The organism is Pseudomonas cavernicola (genome assembly GCF_003596405.1).
Taxonomy (GTDB): Bacteria; Pseudomonadota; Gammaproteobacteria; order Pseudomonadales; family Pseudomonadaceae; genus Aquipseudomonas; species Aquipseudomonas cavernicola.
Genome location: NZ_QYUR01000002.1, coordinates 957,614 through 974,554, shown reverse-complemented (window position 1 = coordinate 974,554; position 16,941 = coordinate 957,614). Strand labels below are relative to the sequence as shown.

Annotated in this window: 13 protein-coding genes and 1 pseudogene; 1 reads left to right on the top strand and 13 read right to left on the bottom strand. The window is 63.2% G+C overall.

The window, feature by feature from the left end:
* Positions 1-110: 110 nt before the first annotated feature.
* Complete coding sequence (locus D3879_RS04885; protein WP_238474203.1) at positions 111-1,046, bottom strand: AEC family transporter; 936 nt, start codon at positions 1,044-1,046, stop codon at positions 111-113.
* Positions 1,047-1,122: 76 nt separating this feature from the next.
* On the opposite strand from D3879_RS04885, the gene D3879_RS04880 reads away from it, so the two are divergent.
* Positions 1,123-1,527, top strand: coding sequence for a GFA family protein (locus D3879_RS04880; RefSeq protein WP_119952948.1), 405 nt, complete (start codon positions 1,123-1,125; stop codon positions 1,525-1,527).
* Positions 1,528-1,717: 190 nt separating this feature from the next.
* Here the strand turns inward: D3879_RS04880 and D3879_RS04875 are convergent, their stop codons facing one another.
* The 12 genes and pseudogenes from D3879_RS04875 to D3879_RS04820 form a co-directional block, all read right to left on the bottom strand.
* The gene (locus D3879_RS04875; RefSeq protein ID WP_119952947.1) at positions 1,718-3,676 is read right to left on the bottom strand and encodes a DUF7844 domain-containing protein; all 1,959 of its coding nucleotides are present in this window, start codon (positions 3,674-3,676) and stop codon (positions 1,718-1,720) included.
* Positions 3,673-3,993, bottom strand: coding sequence for a DUF2388 domain-containing protein (locus tag D3879_RS04870; RefSeq protein WP_119952946.1), 321 nt, complete (start codon positions 3,991-3,993; stop codon positions 3,673-3,675). The genes D3879_RS04875 and D3879_RS04870 overlap by 4 nt, the downstream gene beginning before the upstream one ends.
* A gap of 376 nt (positions 3,994-4,369) precedes the next feature.
* Complete coding sequence (locus D3879_RS04865; RefSeq protein WP_119952945.1) at positions 4,370-4,690, bottom strand: DUF2388 domain-containing protein; 321 nt, start codon at positions 4,688-4,690, stop codon at positions 4,370-4,372.
* 96 nt (positions 4,691-4,786) lie between these two features.
* Positions 4,787-4,999 (bottom strand): DUF1127 domain-containing protein, encoded by a 213-nt coding sequence (locus D3879_RS04860; RefSeq protein ID WP_119952944.1) that lies wholly within the window; start codon positions 4,997-4,999, stop codon positions 4,787-4,789.
* 273 nt (positions 5,000-5,272) lie between these two features.
* Complete coding sequence (locus D3879_RS04855) at positions 5,273-5,488, bottom strand: DUF1127 domain-containing protein (RefSeq protein ID WP_119952943.1); 216 nt, start codon at positions 5,486-5,488, stop codon at positions 5,273-5,275.
* A 1,036-nt stretch (positions 5,489-6,524) separates the two neighbouring features.
* Positions 6,525-7,958, bottom strand: coding sequence for an NAD(P)(+) transhydrogenase (Re/Si-specific) subunit beta (locus D3879_RS04850; RefSeq protein WP_119952942.1), 1,434 nt, complete (start codon positions 7,956-7,958; stop codon positions 6,525-6,527).
* On the bottom strand, positions 7,958-8,278 hold the full coding sequence (locus D3879_RS04845) for an NAD(P) transhydrogenase subunit alpha part 2 (RefSeq protein ID WP_119952941.1): 321 nt from the start codon (positions 8,276-8,278) through the stop codon (positions 7,958-7,960). The genes D3879_RS04850 and D3879_RS04845 overlap by 1 nt, the downstream gene beginning before the upstream one ends.
* A gap of 14 nt (positions 8,279-8,292) precedes the next feature.
* Entirely contained in the window at positions 8,293-9,414 is a 1,122-nt protein-coding gene (locus D3879_RS04840) for a Re/Si-specific NAD(P)(+) transhydrogenase subunit alpha (protein WP_119952940.1), read from the bottom strand.
* Positions 9,415-9,887: 473 nt separating this feature from the next.
* Positions 9,888-12,482 (bottom strand): winged helix-turn-helix domain-containing protein, encoded by a 2,595-nt coding sequence (locus D3879_RS26470; protein ID WP_158592063.1) that lies wholly within the window; start codon positions 12,480-12,482, stop codon positions 9,888-9,890.
* 195 nt (positions 12,483-12,677) lie between these two features.
* Complete coding sequence (locus tag D3879_RS04830; RefSeq protein WP_119952939.1) at positions 12,678-14,045, bottom strand: DUF1329 domain-containing protein; 1,368 nt, start codon at positions 14,043-14,045, stop codon at positions 12,678-12,680.
* Positions 14,042-14,311: pseudogene (locus D3879_RS04825) on the bottom strand (DUF1302 family protein); the annotation flags it as partial. The gene D3879_RS04830 and the pseudogene D3879_RS04825, both read right to left, overlap by 4 nt.
* A 142-nt stretch (positions 14,312-14,453) precedes the next feature.
* Positions 14,454-16,838 (bottom strand): penicillin acylase family protein, encoded by a 2,385-nt coding sequence (locus tag D3879_RS04820; RefSeq protein ID WP_119952938.1) that lies wholly within the window; start codon positions 16,836-16,838, stop codon positions 14,454-14,456.
* Between the last annotated feature and the right edge of the window lie 103 nt (positions 16,839-16,941).

Genomic DNA, 16,941 nt, shown 5'->3' with positions numbered 1-16,941 from the left:
GCTGCCTGTAGGGCGAGGTGCATGGATGCACCTCATGAAACCCAGCGACACCGATGCCACAGTTGCCAAGCTGGGTTTCGCCAAAAAGCGGCTCTACCCAGCCTACGTACCTATGCAGCGCCCAGCATGAGTAAAACCAGCAGCAGGCTGCCGGCCGCCAGCAGCGTCTGCAGGGTGATGATGCCGGCCATGAGATGACTGTCACCACCGAGCTGGCGCGTCAGCACATACGCGGTGGGCGCGGTGGGCAGGGCGAAGAACAGCACCAGTACGCCACTTTCCATGGGTGGCAGACCAACTATGCGGGCAGCCGCGAAAGCCAACAGCGGCATCGCCAACAACCGCAGCGCGCAGTTCCAGGCCAGCGTCGGGACCTCGCCCGCCAGCTCTTGCGGGCGCAGCGCGGCACCGACGCAGAGTAGACCGAGCGGTAGGCTGGCGGCGGCGAGCAGGCCGAGCAGCCGATCCGTGCCGCCGGGCAAGCCGAGGCCGCTGAGGTTGACCAGCGCGCCGGCGACGCAGGCGAAGATCAGCGGGTTCTTCAGCACCGGCAGCAGCAACGAGCGCAGGCTGACCCCGCGTTCGGCGGTCAGCGCCCAGACCGACATCACATTCACCGTCGGCACCATCAGCGCCAGCATCAAGGCGGCGAGGGTCAGTCCCTCTTTGCCGAACAGGCTGGCGACTGCCGCCAGGCCGAGGTAGGTGTTGAAGCGCAGGATGCCTTGAGTGATCGCGCCAAAGCGCCCGGCTGGCCAGCCGCACAGGCGTTTGGCCAGCAACAGCGCGAGCCAGGCCAGACCCAGGCCAAACATCACGGCCATGGCCAATCGCGGCAGCGCCGGGTTATCCAGCGGTGCGCTGGCCAGGCTGCTGAACAGCAGAGCGGGAAACAGGATGAAGTAGTTCAGGCGTTCGGCTGCGGGCCAGAACGCATCGCCGGGGAAGTCCCAACGGCGCAAGGCATAACCACCGACTATCAAAGCAAACAACGGCCACAAGGCCAGCAACAGATCGATCACGTACACCCCCAGTGGCAGGCGCACATCTTGGTGAGCCGAGGGCGGCGGCGCAAGATCGACATGAGTAGTAGGCTAAAGCGCTCTATCGCGGAGGTGAGTCATGAGCGACCTGTATAGCGGCGGCTGCCATTGCGGTACTTTGCGCTACCAGTTCCGCGCGCCCTTGGAAGATATCGCGCATTGCCATTGTTCGATCTGCCGACGTACTACCGGCGGGATCGTCACTACCTGGATAACGGTGCCGCTGCAGGCCTTTCAGTGGACCGCCGGCACGCCCGCCGAATACGCCTCTTCGGCGAGCTGCACGCGCAGCTTCTGTCCGAACTGCGGCGCCCATCTGACGCTGTTCACCACGCTGAGCGCGCAAACCCTGGATATCACCATCGCCACCCTCGACCACCCGGAGCGGGCGCCGGCGGATCGGCATATCTGGACGAAAAGCCGCCTGCCCTGGTTATCGCTGGACCCGCAGTTGCCGGAGGAAGATGAGGAGCAGATTTCGTAGGACGCGGGGCCAGCCGCAGGACGTAGGCTGGGCAGAGCCGTTTTTTGCCTTGTAGGAGCGAGCTCTGCTCGCGATGCTTTTCTGCCATGCCCGATCGCGAGCAGAGCTCGCTCCTACAGGTACGGGTCTGCAATAGATGCTGGATTCCCCCGACGCGGGAATGACGAGGATCAGATCGCTACGTTCAGGCCTACGGCAGCACCAGCCCGCCTGAGGCCTTGTGCAGTGCGCGCAAGTGTTCGCCGAGCTGTTTCAGGTTGGCTTCGCCGGCCTCCAGTTCGGCCAGGCGGGTGGGTTCCAAGAGGGCGCGGACTTCCTGATTGAGGTCGTCGCTCAGTTGCCGTAGCTGCTGCTGGCGACTGCTGCTTTCCTGTTCAAGGTGCTGCCATTCGGCGGATTGCGGCAGACCGTAACCGCCCTCCAGCAGCTCTGCCGGGCGGCTGAGGAAGCCGCTGCTGGCGAGGATCTTTTCCAGGGTGCCACCGGCCTTGTCGACGCTGCCATCGCGCTGTTCGCGGCCGCTCAGGTAGCGGCGCTTGAGTTCATCCTGGGCCAGCAGCAACTGCCGACGCTGGGCCGCCTGCTCCAGCAATAACAAGGCGGCGCTGGTGCGCAGGTCCGCTTGGGCGAACCAGGGCCGGCGTTCGCTGGCGGTCAAGGCCAGCCAGTCATCGACCCGTTCCTGAGGAATTGGCAGGTGCTCCTTGAGCACCACGAACATGGCCTGATAACGGTCGCGGAAGGAGTCGAAGCGATAGCCCAGGCGCAGCGCTTCTTTGGGGTCGTTCAGTACGCTGCGGTCGGCCAGGCCACGGCCTTCAAGCATGTCCAGCAGGCCGTTGGGCAAGATGCTGTCGAGGCTGTTCAGCTCCGCCCGTGCACTGCCGCTGCGCAGTAACTTGAGGGTTTCCACGGCGCAGTTATTCGACACGAAATAGTAGTTGCCGTCGTAGCTCCAGTGTTGCTCGGCGGCATGTTCGACCAGCGCTTCCAACTCTTGTCGCGAGAGTTTCAGTGGCACTGAAGCGAGGCCGCGAAGCTCGACTTTGGTGTACTCCTCGATGACCTGGCTGAGTGGCAGGACGAACAGCCGCGAAGGATAGGCGCCGGTCAGACCGTCCCAACTGGACAGTTGCACGTCGCCGACGAAGGCGCGGTAGGACAGCACCAGGTGCTGATCCAGATCCAGCCGACAGTCCGGCCCACGCGGGCGGCTCGGCGCGCAGATGATCAGCCGCAACATGCTGTGGCCCCAGCGGCTGGCCCACTGATCATTGGCTTCGGCCAGCAGGTAGTCGACTGCGTAGACGCGTTCCGGGTCGAGCTTGCCGAGCGGCTGGCGGGCGAAATCACGGCCGGCGTTCAGGTAGGCATAGGCAGGGGCGCAGGGCTGCGCTGTGCTCGGTGCCCAGCCGAAGTGCGCACGAAAATAGCGATACAGCGCCGGCCGCCGACAAGCGTAGGCGGGGTCGAGGAGGAAGTACTCCATGTTCACCGCGACGAACTCGCGCGGATTGCTCAGCTCGTAGCTGTCTGGGCTGCGTGCGACTTGGCGATTGCTCTGCTCGCGTTCGCCGCGCCGGCCAACGTATTGCGCCCAGCCGGCCAGGTCGAGCAGGCGCGGAGCATCGCTGAGGGTGTAGAGGCGTTGCGTCTGGCCGCGGCAGTTATCCGGCAGGCCGACTTTGCCGAGGCTGGAGGCCTGCTGCCGGCAGCGTTGTAGCAGGGTTTTTTCGGCCGCCGGCCACAGCCGGGCGCGATCGTAGAGGTGGGTCAGTTCATGCAGCACGGTGGCCAACAATTCACGCCGCAGGGTGCCGTGGGGACGGTTGGTTTTTTTGCTGGCGGCGGAGCCATCGGCCAGGGCTGGCAGCAGCTTGGCATTCAGCAGCAGGGCGTCAGCGCGGATGGCGCGGCCATAGGCATTGGCTGGTAAATCGCTGCTCCAGCTGACTTCGACGCGCCGATCCAGTTGTTCGATTACGCGTGGCGGCAAGGCGCTATGCGCCTCATCGAGCAAGGCCTGGCTGGCTTGCCGTTCACTGTTGCTCAGCCCTGCGTCGTGTAGCACCAGGCGCAGGTCAGCCTGAGTGCTGGTGCCGCCCAGCAGTAACGCCGCAGCCAGCAGCCAGACGCCGACAGGTTTCACAGCGCGAGAATGGCTTCGGCCAAGACTTGATCGCTGGCGTCGCGTGCTTCAGGCACACGGGCGCGGAGAGTGCCGAAGGCGGCTTCCAGTTGCGCGCCGCGGATAGCGCCTTGACTGGCGACAAAGCTGGCGGCATCGTCGTGGGCTTCGAGGACTAATTTGGAGTCGCGGATCGAGGTGGTGGTGTCCGAGGTGAAGTCGATGGTGCGACCGAAAGCGCGAACGATGATGTTGCTGGTCGCGACCAAGGTCTGCGCCTGGGCGGTTCCGGCGGCGATAAGCAGGGCGAGGGCTGCGATAGTCAACGGGCTACGCATGGGGGCTCCGGTTTACCAAAGGATTCGTGATGATTGGACGAGTATGGCCTGCGCCAGTTCCAGCACTGTGCCGTATCACGCGGCGCGGTATGCACTTGCGCGAGCGGCACCGCCCGAATTTCGGGCGCCAAGGCTAACGGAATGCCTGCGGCAGAACCAGAGAGGCGTTTCAGTAAACGAGCGTGGTGGCCGCTAATGCAGGTCGCTGGGCGGCTCTTGTTGCGGTCGCCGGGACGCTGTAAACCGTGTTCTGAACGTGCAGGGGGCGGCGTTGGCAGCCTGTGTACCCCGGTCGCCAGCAACGGCGCGACCAGCATCAGCGATGGGGTGACCTTTGGCCATAAGCATCCGTGCTTATGGCCAAAAGGTCGTCAGGTTAGAGCGTGAGAATCGTCTGGGCCAATTGCATGTCGCTGCTGGCGCGCAGTTGCGGTACCTGTTGACGGATATGCTGCAACGCGGCCTCCAGCTGCACGCCACGAATCTGGCCTTGGCTGGCGACGAAGCTGGCGGCGTCATCGCGGGCGGCGCGGACAATCTTGTCGTCCTTGAATGAAGACGAGACGTCAGACGTGGCGTCCGAGGTGGCCCCCAGTGCACCGACCGTGGCGTCGGTAGTGACGACAAAGCTGGTGGCCGAGGCGCTGGTGGCAACGGCCAACAGGGCAGCGGCGCTAAGCAGGCGCAAACGGGACATGGCGAAACTCCTTTGGGTAAGCGAAAAACGAGGCCCTGGGCCTCGTTGGTATCGCTATTAGCCTAGCTCAGGCGGTACCGCCCGCGCCAGAGAGGCTCAACGCCAGAACGGCTTGTCCAGCTCGGCCAGGCGTTCGCTGCTACTAATCCCAACATCGGCCAGCAGGCGCTCATCCAGTTGCGCGAGTTGCCGGCGCGTGCGGGCGCGTTGGGCCCAGATACTGAAGCAGGCGAGCAGCCGCAGAGGCCAGGCGCTGCGAGGTTTGGCTGAGGTGATGGTGAGAGCAACGTGGCTCACTGTGCGTTCCATGGCACTGTCCTTCCCGCATCGTCGCGGGGTTGGGGTATGGGGAACCATAGTCCCGCTTGTCGAGCGATCCTGGCAGTCACAGTGTCGGAGAATTGTGTTGGAGCAGTTTGTGGTTTTTTAAAACTGTACCGGTATCTTGTGGGTTGAGCTGTGCTGTTAGCCAGAAAAGGCTTGGGCGCATAACGACAAAACCCGCCAGCAGTGAACTGCGGCGGGTTTTGTTTGTACTGTTCGGGTGGCCGGTGCTGTGTCGCTAGCCCAGCCAGGTGCAGCTTAACGCCAGAACGGCTTGCTCAACTCAGCGTGGCGTTGTGCTTCGCTGATACCTGCATCGGCCAGCAGGCGCGAATCCAGGCGGGCCAACTGGTGGCGGCTGGAGATCCGGCGCTGCCACAGCAGCAAGTTGGAGAGTGCGCGCAGCGGCAGAGCGGCTTGAGCTTGGGACGAAGTGTTGTCGAAGAACAGGTCGGAACTGAGGGTACGTTCCATGGTGTACATCCTTCCGCTTGTGGCGGGATTGGTTATTTAACTGGAGCCTATGATCCTCCTGTAACACCTGACCCTGTAGTCACAGTTGCTCTAAATTGTGCTGGTCGGCGTGCCCTTTTTTGGGGACTGTTTTGTTACTTATCGAAGCAACTGTACTGGTTTGCACCAAAACAAGACATTTGTGCTCGCAAATTTCTGATTTTAAAAGCAGATTTGTAACCGATGGGAACGCTTTACCAGTACAGTTTTGTAAAGTTGAAAGGTGTTTTTCCTGTAGAGGCATGAAGGCAGCAGACTTTTTGCTGCCCAGCCTGCTCTGTACGGGTCAGACCGCCAGCATCAGGCTGTATGAAAACTACTGAATTCGGTTAGGCGACGTTAGAAGAAGGCTAAAAATGCTCGTTTACAACACGTAAATTGCGATTTTTCGCCTTTTTTTGCCTTATCTAACCTTCGCTCGCTAGGTTTTCACACGGCCTGAGCATGCTCCCGGTTTCTACCAGGTCGATGTGCCAGGCCAGCGCCTCGCGTAACAGATGCGGGGTATGGCGCAAAACCCGTAGGAGCGGGCCATGCCCGCGATGCTTTTGCTTGAAGGGCTTTCGCGAGGTGGCAGCCGTTCCTTACGGCTTTCCGCATTCCCCATATCTATGTGGGTTACAGGAGTAGGGTGGGCTTCAGCCCACCACACACCCTGTATCGGTGGGCTGAAGCCCACCCTACGCATCTGAAGCCCACCCTACGCATCTGCTTGTCGAGGTCGTTGCCGAGGCCGGCGCCCGTCATCAGGCCGATCTGTAACGGTGGGTGCTTTTGGCTCTTATACAAAGGCCAAGAAATGGCTCTATCTGGCGCCTTTCGGTGACGAAGCAGGAAGACATCAGCCGGGCTGCAGCTTCTGTAGGAGCCAGCTCTGCTGGCGAATGCAGGCAGCTGAGGAGCTTCGCTCGCGATGCTCGCTCCTATGGTTCCCTGTACCGGCGGAAAAGAAAAACCCCGGCACTTGGCCGGGGTTTTTGACGCAGGCAGAGCAGCCTCAGTCGACCGCTTTGACCATATCTTCGATGACTTTCTTGGCGTCGCCGAAGACCATCATGGTCTTGTCCAGGTAGAACAGCTCGTTGTCCAGGCCGGCATAGCCGCTGGCCATCGAACGCTTGTTGACGATGACGGTCTTGGCTTTATAGGCCTCGAGAATCGGCATACCGGCAATCGGCGAGTTGGGGTCGTTCTTCGCCGCCGGGTTGACCACGTCGTTGGCGCCGAGCACCAGTACCACGTCGGTCTGACCGAAGTCGGAGTTGATGTCTTCCATCTCGAACACTTGCTCGTAAGGCACTTCGGCCTCGGCCAGCAGCACGTTCATGTGCCCCGGCATCCGCCCAGCGACCGGGTGGATCGCGAACTTCACGGTGACGCCACGGTGAGTCAGTTTCTCCGCCAGTTCCATCAGCGAGTGCTGAGCACGTGCTACCGCCAAGCCGTAGCCTGGAACGATGATCACGGTGTCGGCGTTAGTCAGCAGGAACGCGGCATCGTCGGACGAGCCAGACTTCACCGGACGAGCTTCCTGGGCGCCAGCCGGGCCGGCAGCTACCGCGCCGCCGAAGCCGCCGAGGAGGACGTTGAAGAACGAGCGGTTCATCGCCTTGCACATGATGTACGAGAGGATCGCACCCGAGGAGCCGACCAAGGACCCGGCGACGATCAGCATCGAGTTGTTCAGCGAGAAGCCGATCCCCGCTGCGGCCCAACCGGAGTAGGAGTTGAGCATCGACACTACCACCGGCATATCCGCGCCGCCGATCGGGATGATGATCAGCACACCCATCACGAAAGCCAGCGCCAGCATCAGGGCGAACGCGCCGAGGTTGCCGGTGAAGGTGAACACCAAGCCGAGGCCAATGGTGCTCAGACCGAGCAGCAGGTTCAGCTTGTGCTGACCAGCGAACTGTACCGGTGCGCCCTGGAACAGGCGGAACTTGTACTTGCCCGACAGTTTGCCGAAGGCGATTACCGAACCGGAGAAGGTGATGGCGCCGATGGCTGCACCGAGGAACAGTTCCAGACGGTTGCCGGCCGGAATCGCGTCACCCAGTTGCTTGACGATGCCCAGGGACTGCGGCTCCACCACGGCGGCGATGGCGATAAACACCGCGGCGAGACCGATCATGCTGTGCATGAAGGCGACCAGCTCAGGCATTTTGGTCATTTCGACGCGTTTGGCCATGATCGAACCGGCGGTGCCGCCGACCAGCAGGCCAACGATCACATAACCGATGCCGGTGGTGGCAATCTCGGAGCCGAGCTTGAACACCAGGCCGACGGTGGTAATGATGGCCAGCGCCATGCCGAGCATGCCGAACAGGTTGCCGCGCCGCGACGAAGTCGGGTGGGATAGGCCCTTGAGCGCCTGAATAAAGCAGATCGAGGCGATCAGATACAGGGTAGTTACCAGATTCATGCTCATCACTTGTCACCCTCCGCTTTCGCCTTGGGCGCTTTTTTCTTGAACATTTCCAGCATCCGGCGGGTCACCAGGAAGCCGCCGAATACGTTGACCGCGGCCAGCGCCACGGCCAGGGTGCCCATGGTTTTACCCAGCGGGGTGACGGTCAGCGCTGCGGCCAGCATGGCGCCGACGATGACGATCGCGGAAATCGCGTTGGTCACCGACATCAGCGGGGTGTGCAGTGCGGGGGTAACGTTCCAGACCACGTGGTAGCCAACATAAATGGCCAGCGCGAAGATGATCAGGTTGTAGATACCGGGGGAGATCAACTCTTCCATCGTCCTTTCCCTTCTTATGCGTTCTTACGGATGACTTGGCCGTCGCGGCACATCAGGCACGCGGCGACGATGTCGTCTTCGAGGTTGACGTGGAACTTGCCTTCGCCGTCGAGCACCAGCTTGAGGAAGTCCAGCAGGTTACGGGCGTACAGCGCCGAAGCGTCCGCGGCGACCATGGATGCCAGGTTGGTGTGACCGACGAGGGTGACGCCGTGCTGGATCACTACCTGATCGGCGACCGTCAGCGGGCAGTTGCCGCCTTGTGCAGCCGCCAGATCGATGACCACCGAGCCCGGCTTCATCTGCTTGACGGTGTCTTCCTGCAACAGCACCGGTGCCTTGCGGCCCGGAATCAGTGCGGTGGTGATGACGATGTCGGCCTGCTTGGCGCGCTCGTGCACGGCAACCGCCTGACGCTGCATCCACGATGCGGGCATCGGCCGGGCATAACCACCCACGCCTTCAGCGCACTCGCGTTCTTCGTCGGTTTCGTAAGGCACATCGACGAACTTGGCGCCAAGAGACTCGATCTGCTCCCTCACTGCCGGACGCACATCCGAGGCCTCGATCACCGCGCCCATGCGCTTGGCCGTGGCGATGGCCTGCAGGCCAGCCACACCGGCGCCAAGAATCAGCACGCGGGCGGCCTTCACGGTGCCAGCGGCGGTCATCAGCATCGGCATGAAGCGCGGATAGTGGTGAGCGGCGAGCAACACGGCCTTGTAGCCGGCGATGTTGGCTTGCGAGGACAACACATCGAGGCTCTGCGCACGGGAGGTACGCGGCGCTGCTTCGAGGGCGAAAGCGGTCACGCCGCGCTCGGCCATCTGGGCAATGTTCTCGCTGTTGAACGGGTTGAGCATGCCGACCAGCACGGCGCCGGGCTTGAGCTGAGCGAGCTCGTCGGCGTTTGGTGCAACCACCTTGAGTACCAGATCGGCACCCAATGCAGCGGCGGCATCGCCAATGGTCGCGCCAACGGCGGCATAGGCACTGTCCGGAACGCTGGCATTGATGCCGGCGCCGCTTTGGACGGTGACCTGATGGCCCTGGCCGATCAGTTTTTTGAGGGTCTCGGGAGTTGCGGCAACCCGCGTCTCGCCGGTAAAGGTCTCGAGTGGAACACCAATGTGCACTTCAAATCTCCTGCGTGATCGTTTTTAAAAAAAACCAGAGCACTACGGATGGCGCACTGGGGTGGCGGATCATCACAAACCCGCACCGATTGCCATGCAACCGGCGGGGCGCGGCATTTTGCAGGTGAACCGTGAGGCCTTCAAGAAGTTCTGAAGGCTGACCTACAGATAACTACAAGTCATTGAGTGACTAAGGGTTTCTATCAGGGTGCGACAAGTAGCGTGATTGCAGGCTTGCAGCCTAATACCGGGGCTGTGCGTGAGGCAGTGACATCCCTGACGTGAATAACCGTTCATCAGGTCAAGGCTAAGCCCGCAGAGACCTGGCGGCATCCTGCGTTATCAGGCTAAGCACCTGTTAATTAAAGTTTTTAATGACCCTGATTAGGGTTGGCAGGAGAAGCGGGCTGTAGCTAAGCGTATTTCTGACTACGAGGTCAAGAACGGCTGTTGAAAATCAGCCGAAAGGTGCTTCAGACCAGCAGCCCCAGGCTCTTGGCACGCATGAGCGCCTGCGTGCGGCGCTTCACGCCGAGCTTGCTGTTGATCTTTTTCGTATGAGTTTTCACCGTGTTCACCGAAATAAACAGGTAAGTGCCGATTTCCTGGTTGGAAAAACCTTCTGCGAGGAGCTGCAACACTGCCCGCTCGCGTTGGCTGAGTAGGGCGTTGTTCTCCGCAGCCGAGTAGTTGCCGGGGTCGCCTGTTTTCGCTGAGGCTGCGTTGACGGTGCTGGTCTCATGGTCGGGCCAATTCTGCAGCATGCCGTGCAGGCCGAGGCTCTTCGCCTGCTGCCGCGCGGCGTGCTCCAGGCTCGCTGCATCGGCGTGGCCGAGGCTGTGCCTGGCTTCGGCCAGCGCCAGTTGAACCTCACAGGCTATAGGTTTGCATTGCAGCGTTTCGCATTGTTCGAGTAGCGCCTGCAACAGGCTCTCGGCCTGCTCCGAATGCCCGGTGGCTTGCAGCGCGCGGGCTTGCAGTAAGCGATTGCGCAGCGACAGCGTGGGGTAGTCGAGCGGTGCCATCCACGCCGGTTCAAGCTTGAAGAAGTGCTGAATGCGTTCGGCGATAGGCGTGATGCGCTCCCAACGGCCCTGGCGGCCGAGTACGCGCATGCTTTGCAGCAGTTGCACGCCGCGATAGCAGAGGCGCCAGACCTGGCCGCACTGCATTTGTCGCTCGGCCTCGCGCAGGTACAGGAAGGCTTGGTCGAACTGACCTTGGCGCGAACTCAGCTCGGCTAGCCCGAGATAACCGTGCAGTATGAAAGGGTCGGCGCATTCCTGCGCCTGCGCCACGCCGACCTGTAAGGACTGCTCGGCTTGCGTGTGCTCACCGTGCAGCAGATGCAGTTCGGCTTGCAGCAGATGCAGACGGCCGAGCAGCAGGCTGTCGATCGTTTTGCGCGAACCGATCAGGGCGAAGCTTTGTTCGATCAGGCTCTGCGCCCGTGGCAGCTCACCACGCATCAGCAGCAGGCGAATCCGGTCGAGGTTGATCAGTGCTTCGAACAGCAGGCTGCCCCGGCGTCGCGCCAATTCCAGGGCCGAACGCAGGTAAGCCGGTGCCGCCTGTGGATTGTGGGTAGCCATGGCCACCCGGGCCAAGGTCGAATAGCACAGCAGCTTGGGCATCCAGTCAGCTTCTGGCAGGTGCTCCAAAGCCTGCTGACAATGGCGCCGGGCGTCATCGGCGCCGTTGTTACAGCGTAAGGCGGCCAACACTCCGCGCAGCGCCTGCCAGTTGGCGGTCAGCCGCAGCCCACGGTGCGCAGTCGGCTGTGGCTGGAAGCGCGCGAGCTTGTCGATGCAGGCTTCGGCCTGATCCAGGCGCCAACTCAGCAGCAAGGCCCAGGCGCTCAAGGTCAGCAGACGCGGCGTGCTTTCCAGCAGCACAGCAGGCAGTCGCTCGCGCCAGGCGAGCAGGTGAGCAAGGTGCTGCTCGCCGGTCAGCCATTCCTGGCCGAGGCGTTCCAGGTAGTTGGCGGCGACTTCCGGCTGGCCGGCGCAGAGCGCCTGTTCAATGGCGTCCTCGACCTGCCCGGCGGCAATGAACATGCGGCACGCGCGCAGGTGCAGCTGGGTCGCGGCGGCGGCGCTGAGGCGGTTGCGCAGTACGCGGGCGACCACCGGCAGCACGCGATACCAGATGCCGTCCTCATCCAGCGGCATGAAGAACGCCTGGCGTTGCAGCAGCCGTTGAAACAGCTGAGCGCCGTCGCTTTCTTCCCAGAGGTGCTGGCAGAGCTCGGCGGAAATCTTCGGCAAGTGCACCAGGGCGAGCAGGCAGCGGGTTTCTTCCGCATCGAGGCGGTTGAGCAACTCGTGGTCGAGGTATTCCTTTAGCCAGCAGTGGTTGATGTTCTGCCCGCTGGCCTTGGTCGGGCCGCTCTGCTGCATGGCTTTGCTCGACAGTTGCAAGCGCGTGCCGGCGCACCAGCCTTCGGTTTCCTGCCACAGTTCGGCACGCATGGCCTGGTCGCTTTGTGGGGCGAGCAGGTGGATCAGCGCCTCCTGTTCGCTGCGGGTGAAGGCCAGTTGATTGGCTTCCAGCTCCCGCAGTTCGCCGGCGAGCAGCAGGCGCGGGAGGTTCCACTCCGGGCGTTGCCGGGCACTGACCAGCAGATAAAGGTTGAGTTGTGGCCGGGCCAGCAACTGATCGATGCAGGCGTCCAGTTCGGGGGGCGGGTTGCTCGGGTAGTCGTCCAATACCAGCCATAAGGGCTGGTCCTGCCTGCTGAGCAATTGCAGCAGCGAGGTCGTAGCGGCGGTGGCCGGCAGGTTGCTGTCGAGAGCGGTCGCGACCTGGCTGAGCAACTGCTCGGCACTCAGCGGTTGGCCGGCCAGGCTTAGCCAGATGACCCGGCTCTGCGCTGGCAGCCGGCGCAGGTACTCACTGAGCAACACGCTCTTACCGAAGCCAGCAGGGGCGACCAGCAGGCGCAGGCGTTCTTCCTCGGCGTGCAGCAGTTCGACCAGACGCGGGCGTGGCAGGTGCATGGGCGGGAGGCGCGGCACATTGGCAAGCGGCGCAACGGGTAGGGCTAAACCGGAGCGGGGGCGTGGCATGGGCGGTTCTCGCGAATTGTCGTTATGGATGAACCGGAGAATTCCACCCTAGCCCCATCACCCTTAAGGGGGAAGCAGGATGGTTGAGGTTGATACAGCGCCATAATGCTATGCGCAGCGCAGATGCTACAACGCCCCCGCAAGCGGAGGCGTTGTGAGTGTTGGAACGCGGCACCAGGCCGCGCTTTGGTTGGTTTAGCGAACGCCGGTGGCCCGCAGGGCGGCCGGGGTGTAATCGGCGCCGGTGGCCTTGAAGCCGAATTCGCTGCCGCGCTTCTCCTCGTTGCGCATGCCGTTCACTATGTAGCGGCCGGAGATGATGTCGTACAGCGCCTCCAGGGTGTAGAGGGGGTACTGCCGCTGGTAGTGCTGCTCAGCATGCCCCTCGCCGACCCGCCAGAGTTGGCCGCGGCCGTCGTAATGGTCGGCCAGGGCGATTTGCCAGCCGTCCTCATCGAAGAACAGGTGACGCTTGGCATAGATGTGCCGCTCACCTGGCTTCAGCGTGGCCACTACTTCCCACACGCGGTGCAGCTCGTAACGGGCCAGATCCTGATTGATATGTCCGGGCTTGAGGATGTCCGCGTACTTCAGCTTGGTCGAGTCGAGCCTGTAGCTGTTGTAGGGGATGTACATCTCCTTCTTGCCCACCAGCTTCCAGTCATAGCGATCCGGCGCGCCGGAGAACATGTCGAAGTTGTCGGTGGTGCGCAGGCCGTCGGAGGCGGTGCCGGGGCCGTCATAGGCGACCTGCGGGGCGCGCCGCACGCGGCGCTGGCCGGCGTTGTAGAGCCAGGCCATCCGCGGCTCCTTGACCTGGTCGATGGTCTCGTGGACCAGCAGCACGTTACCCGCCAGGCGCGCGGGCGCGGTCACCTCCTGCTTGAAGTAGAGCAGGATGTTGCTGGCCTTCTCCTGGTCCAGCTCGGCCAAGTCGGCCGGGAAGGCCACCTCGTCCTTGAAGTGCACGGTGGTGAAGGAGCCGCCGGTCTGCGGCATGGCCTGGACGATCAGGCGCCGGACGTTGCCGCCGCGGTAGCGGGTGATGTGGTTCCACAGCACCTGGATGCCATCCTGCGGGATCGGGAAGGCGTAGTAGTGAGTGTCGGCGAAGTTGGCCAGGCCGTTGCCATTGTCCACCGGCTGGGTGCTCACCGCGCTCTTCTTCGCCACGTCGTAGAGCGCCTGCGGCACCGCGGCGCTACGGTGGGTCTTGTAGACCGGGATCTTGTAGGTGCTGGCATAGCGCTTGAACATGGCCAGCTGGCCGGGGGAGAGCTTGTCCTTGTACTGCTCGGCATTGGCCGCGGTGATCACGAACAGCGGCTGTTCATTGGGGAAGGGGTCGGCAAGGAAGCCGTTGGTCACCGCCGCCGCATCGGTCGGCAGGCCGCCGGTCCACTCAGGAATGCTGCCGTCGGCATTGCCTTCCTTCTGCGCGCCCAGGGGGGTCAGGCTGGTGCCGAGCTGGGCGGCTTCTTCCGGGGAGACCGCGGCCATCACGCTGCTGGCCAGCAAGGTCAGCGCCAGGGTGCAGTTACGAAAGATGCTTGTGCTTCTCATGATTCGAGTCCTTTGCCAGTCCGTGCTCGGAAGTTCAGGCCGAAACTGAGGGCGACGCTGTCGCGATCGGTGAGGGTGCTGTAATCGCCGCCGAAGAGATCGGTATAGCTTAGGCTGGCGCTGTAGGTGGTTTGGTACTCCGCATCGAGGCCAAGGCTGACGGCCTTGTAACCCTCGTTGAAGTTTGGACCATCATCGGCGATATCGTGCGACCAGGCGATACACGGCGTCAGGCTGGCGCGTGTGCGGTAACCCCAGGAACGGCTAATCCTATTGATCCGGCACGAAAAAGTAGGAGCGAGTTCTGCTCGCGCTGCTCCTAATCACGAGCAGAGCTCGCTCCTACAGAAGGGCCGAATTTATAAAAGAGCCCTGCCCGCAGCCTGGGGCCTGTGCCTATGCCACCCCCTACCTCGGGATCAGTCTCAGCACGCCCTGGCTATGGGCCGCCACCTCCTCCTCGCGCACATGCTGCGGCTGGTACAGGCCCTGGATATAGACCTCGGCCTGGTCGGCGTAGTGCGCGTCGAACGGCACGCCACTCTGCCCCAACGGGTTGATGCCGAGGCTGCGGGTCGGGTCGTCGAGGTCGATCAGGCGGCGGGTCGAGGGGCCATAGAACACCGCCCAGGGCGCCGGGCCGATCTTGTGCGACAGGTTGTTCGGCATCTCGTGGCCGCCCGGGGCAGCGAACTGGCCGATGTTGAACAGCCGATCCAGTGGTTTCAGCTGACCCAGCGCATGGTTGTGGGTGAGGGTGTGCAGCTTGCCCCAGGCCCAGCCGCTCGGCTCTGCGCCAAACTGGTTGCGCAGGTGGGCGAGGGTCGCCTGCCAGGCGGTCTTGATGCTGTCAGCGCGGTTCTCCAAGGCCTCGGTGCCGCGGTTGTCCCACCAGGGCGAAGCGGCATCCGCGTTCAGCCGTGGCAGCGCGTAGTCGAGCGGACGCGAGGCCAGCAGGGTTTCGAAGAAGGCTGCGCCCAGCTCGTCGGCCATGGCCGCGCGACTGATCTCGTAGAGCAGTTGGTTGAACAGGCTGGCAGGGACGGAGTCGATCTGGTGCTCGCCATTCCAGCTGGCCAACTGCTCGACCAGCGCGCGCTCCTGCTCGTCCGCCGCGGCGGCGCGCAGGTCGGCGAGGATCGGTTGCAGCACGCGCTGGTGGTAGCCGGTCTTCACCCCCAGCTGCAGCGCCTGGCTGTTTTGTAGGTCCCATTTGACACTGCTGTCGCTCAGTTGCCGGTCGAGCTGCTGGCCGCGATCCGGCAGGTTGTAGTAGCCGGGAATCTGGATGCCGATCGGTGAGAGCGGCTGGAAGTTGGCGGAGACTATATAGCCGCGTGGCGGGTTCTCTTCCTGGGGGTTGTCGGCGAACGGATAGAAGCCGTCCTTCTCCGCCTCGCCGCGGCTGGCGTCGAGGATAAAGGCCGGGTTCACCCCGGTCGGACGCTTCGGCAGCTTGGCTGCGGCCCACCAGGCGATATCGCCCTTGGCGTTGGCGTACACGAGGTTCAGGCCCGGTGCGTGGATCTTCTCGGCGGCGGCGCGCGCCTTGTCCAGGCTGTCGGCCGTGCGCAGCTCGTAGAAGGCCTCGAGTATCGGGTTCTCGGTCTCGAGGAAGCCCCACCACATGGCGATCGGTGTCTTGCCCTGAGCGGCGGCGCCCAGGGCGTCGTTGACTATCGGCCCGTGCGGCGAGCGGCGCAGGGTCAGCTTGACCGGCTCGGCGTCCTTCACCGCGATGACTTCCTCGCGACTTTGCAGCTCGACCCAACGGCCCTGATACCAGACCTGGTTCGGATTGTCCGGATTGACCTTCTCGGCGATCAGGTCGAGGTCGTCGTTCTGGAACATGGTGATGCTCCAGGCGAAGTCGCGGTTGTGGCCGAGGCTGGCGGCGGGCGACAGTGCCTGGTAGTGGCCGTAAAGTTCCTCGCCTGGCAACTGGGTATGCGCCTCATACCACACCGCCGGCGCGGCGAAGCGGATATGCGGGTCGCCAGCCAGCAGCGGCTTGCCGCTGGCAGTGCGACTGCCGGCAATCACCCAGGCGTTACTGCCCTCGTACTGCGGCAGACCGGCCTCGCTCAGGGCGTCGAGACTCAGGCGGGCGATGGCATTGAGGTCCTGCCAGTCGGCGGCGGCCAGCGCCGGCTTGCCGACCACGCCCTGCGAGTGCCAGTCGACATCGAAGACCTTCAGGTAGTCGGCGCCCAGTTCGTCGCGCACATAGGTCAGCAGCGGGTTGCTGCGCAGCGCAGTGGCAAAGCTGTAGGCGTTGAAACCGGTGATGCTGTAGCTGTCGGCGATGGTGAAGGGGCGCGGCTTTATCCCCAGCAGGTCAAACTCGACCGGCGCCGGGCGGCTGGTCTGGTACTGGTTGATGCCGTCCAGGTAGGCAACCAGCGCCTGACCCGCCGGGCTGTGCATGTCCAGCTTGGCGGCATGGGTGTCGGCCTGCGCGCGAATGCCCAGGGTGCGGAACAGCCGATCGCTATCCAGCAGCTTGGCGCCGAGGACCTCGGCCAACTCGCCGCGAGCCAGGCGGCGCAGCAGCTCCATCTGGAACAGGCGGTCTTGGGCCTGCACGAAGCCCAGGGCGCGGTACATATCGGCCTCGTTCTGGGCCTGGATATGCGGCACTCCGCGTTCGTCGTAACGCACCGTGACCTGCGCCTGCAGGCCGTTCAAGCGCAGTTCGCCGTCGCGAAGCGGTTGCTTGCTGTCGATATACCAGGCGGCGCCGCCAGCGGTGGCCGCGATGGCGACAGCGAGGACGGTCAGGGTGCGCTTCATGGGTGGGTTCTCCTTGTTCTGAGTGCCAGCACTCTGCATGCGAGATGCGAGATGCGAGATGCCGGCTCTGGCGCCACGACTACGACAACGCCCCGAATCCGGG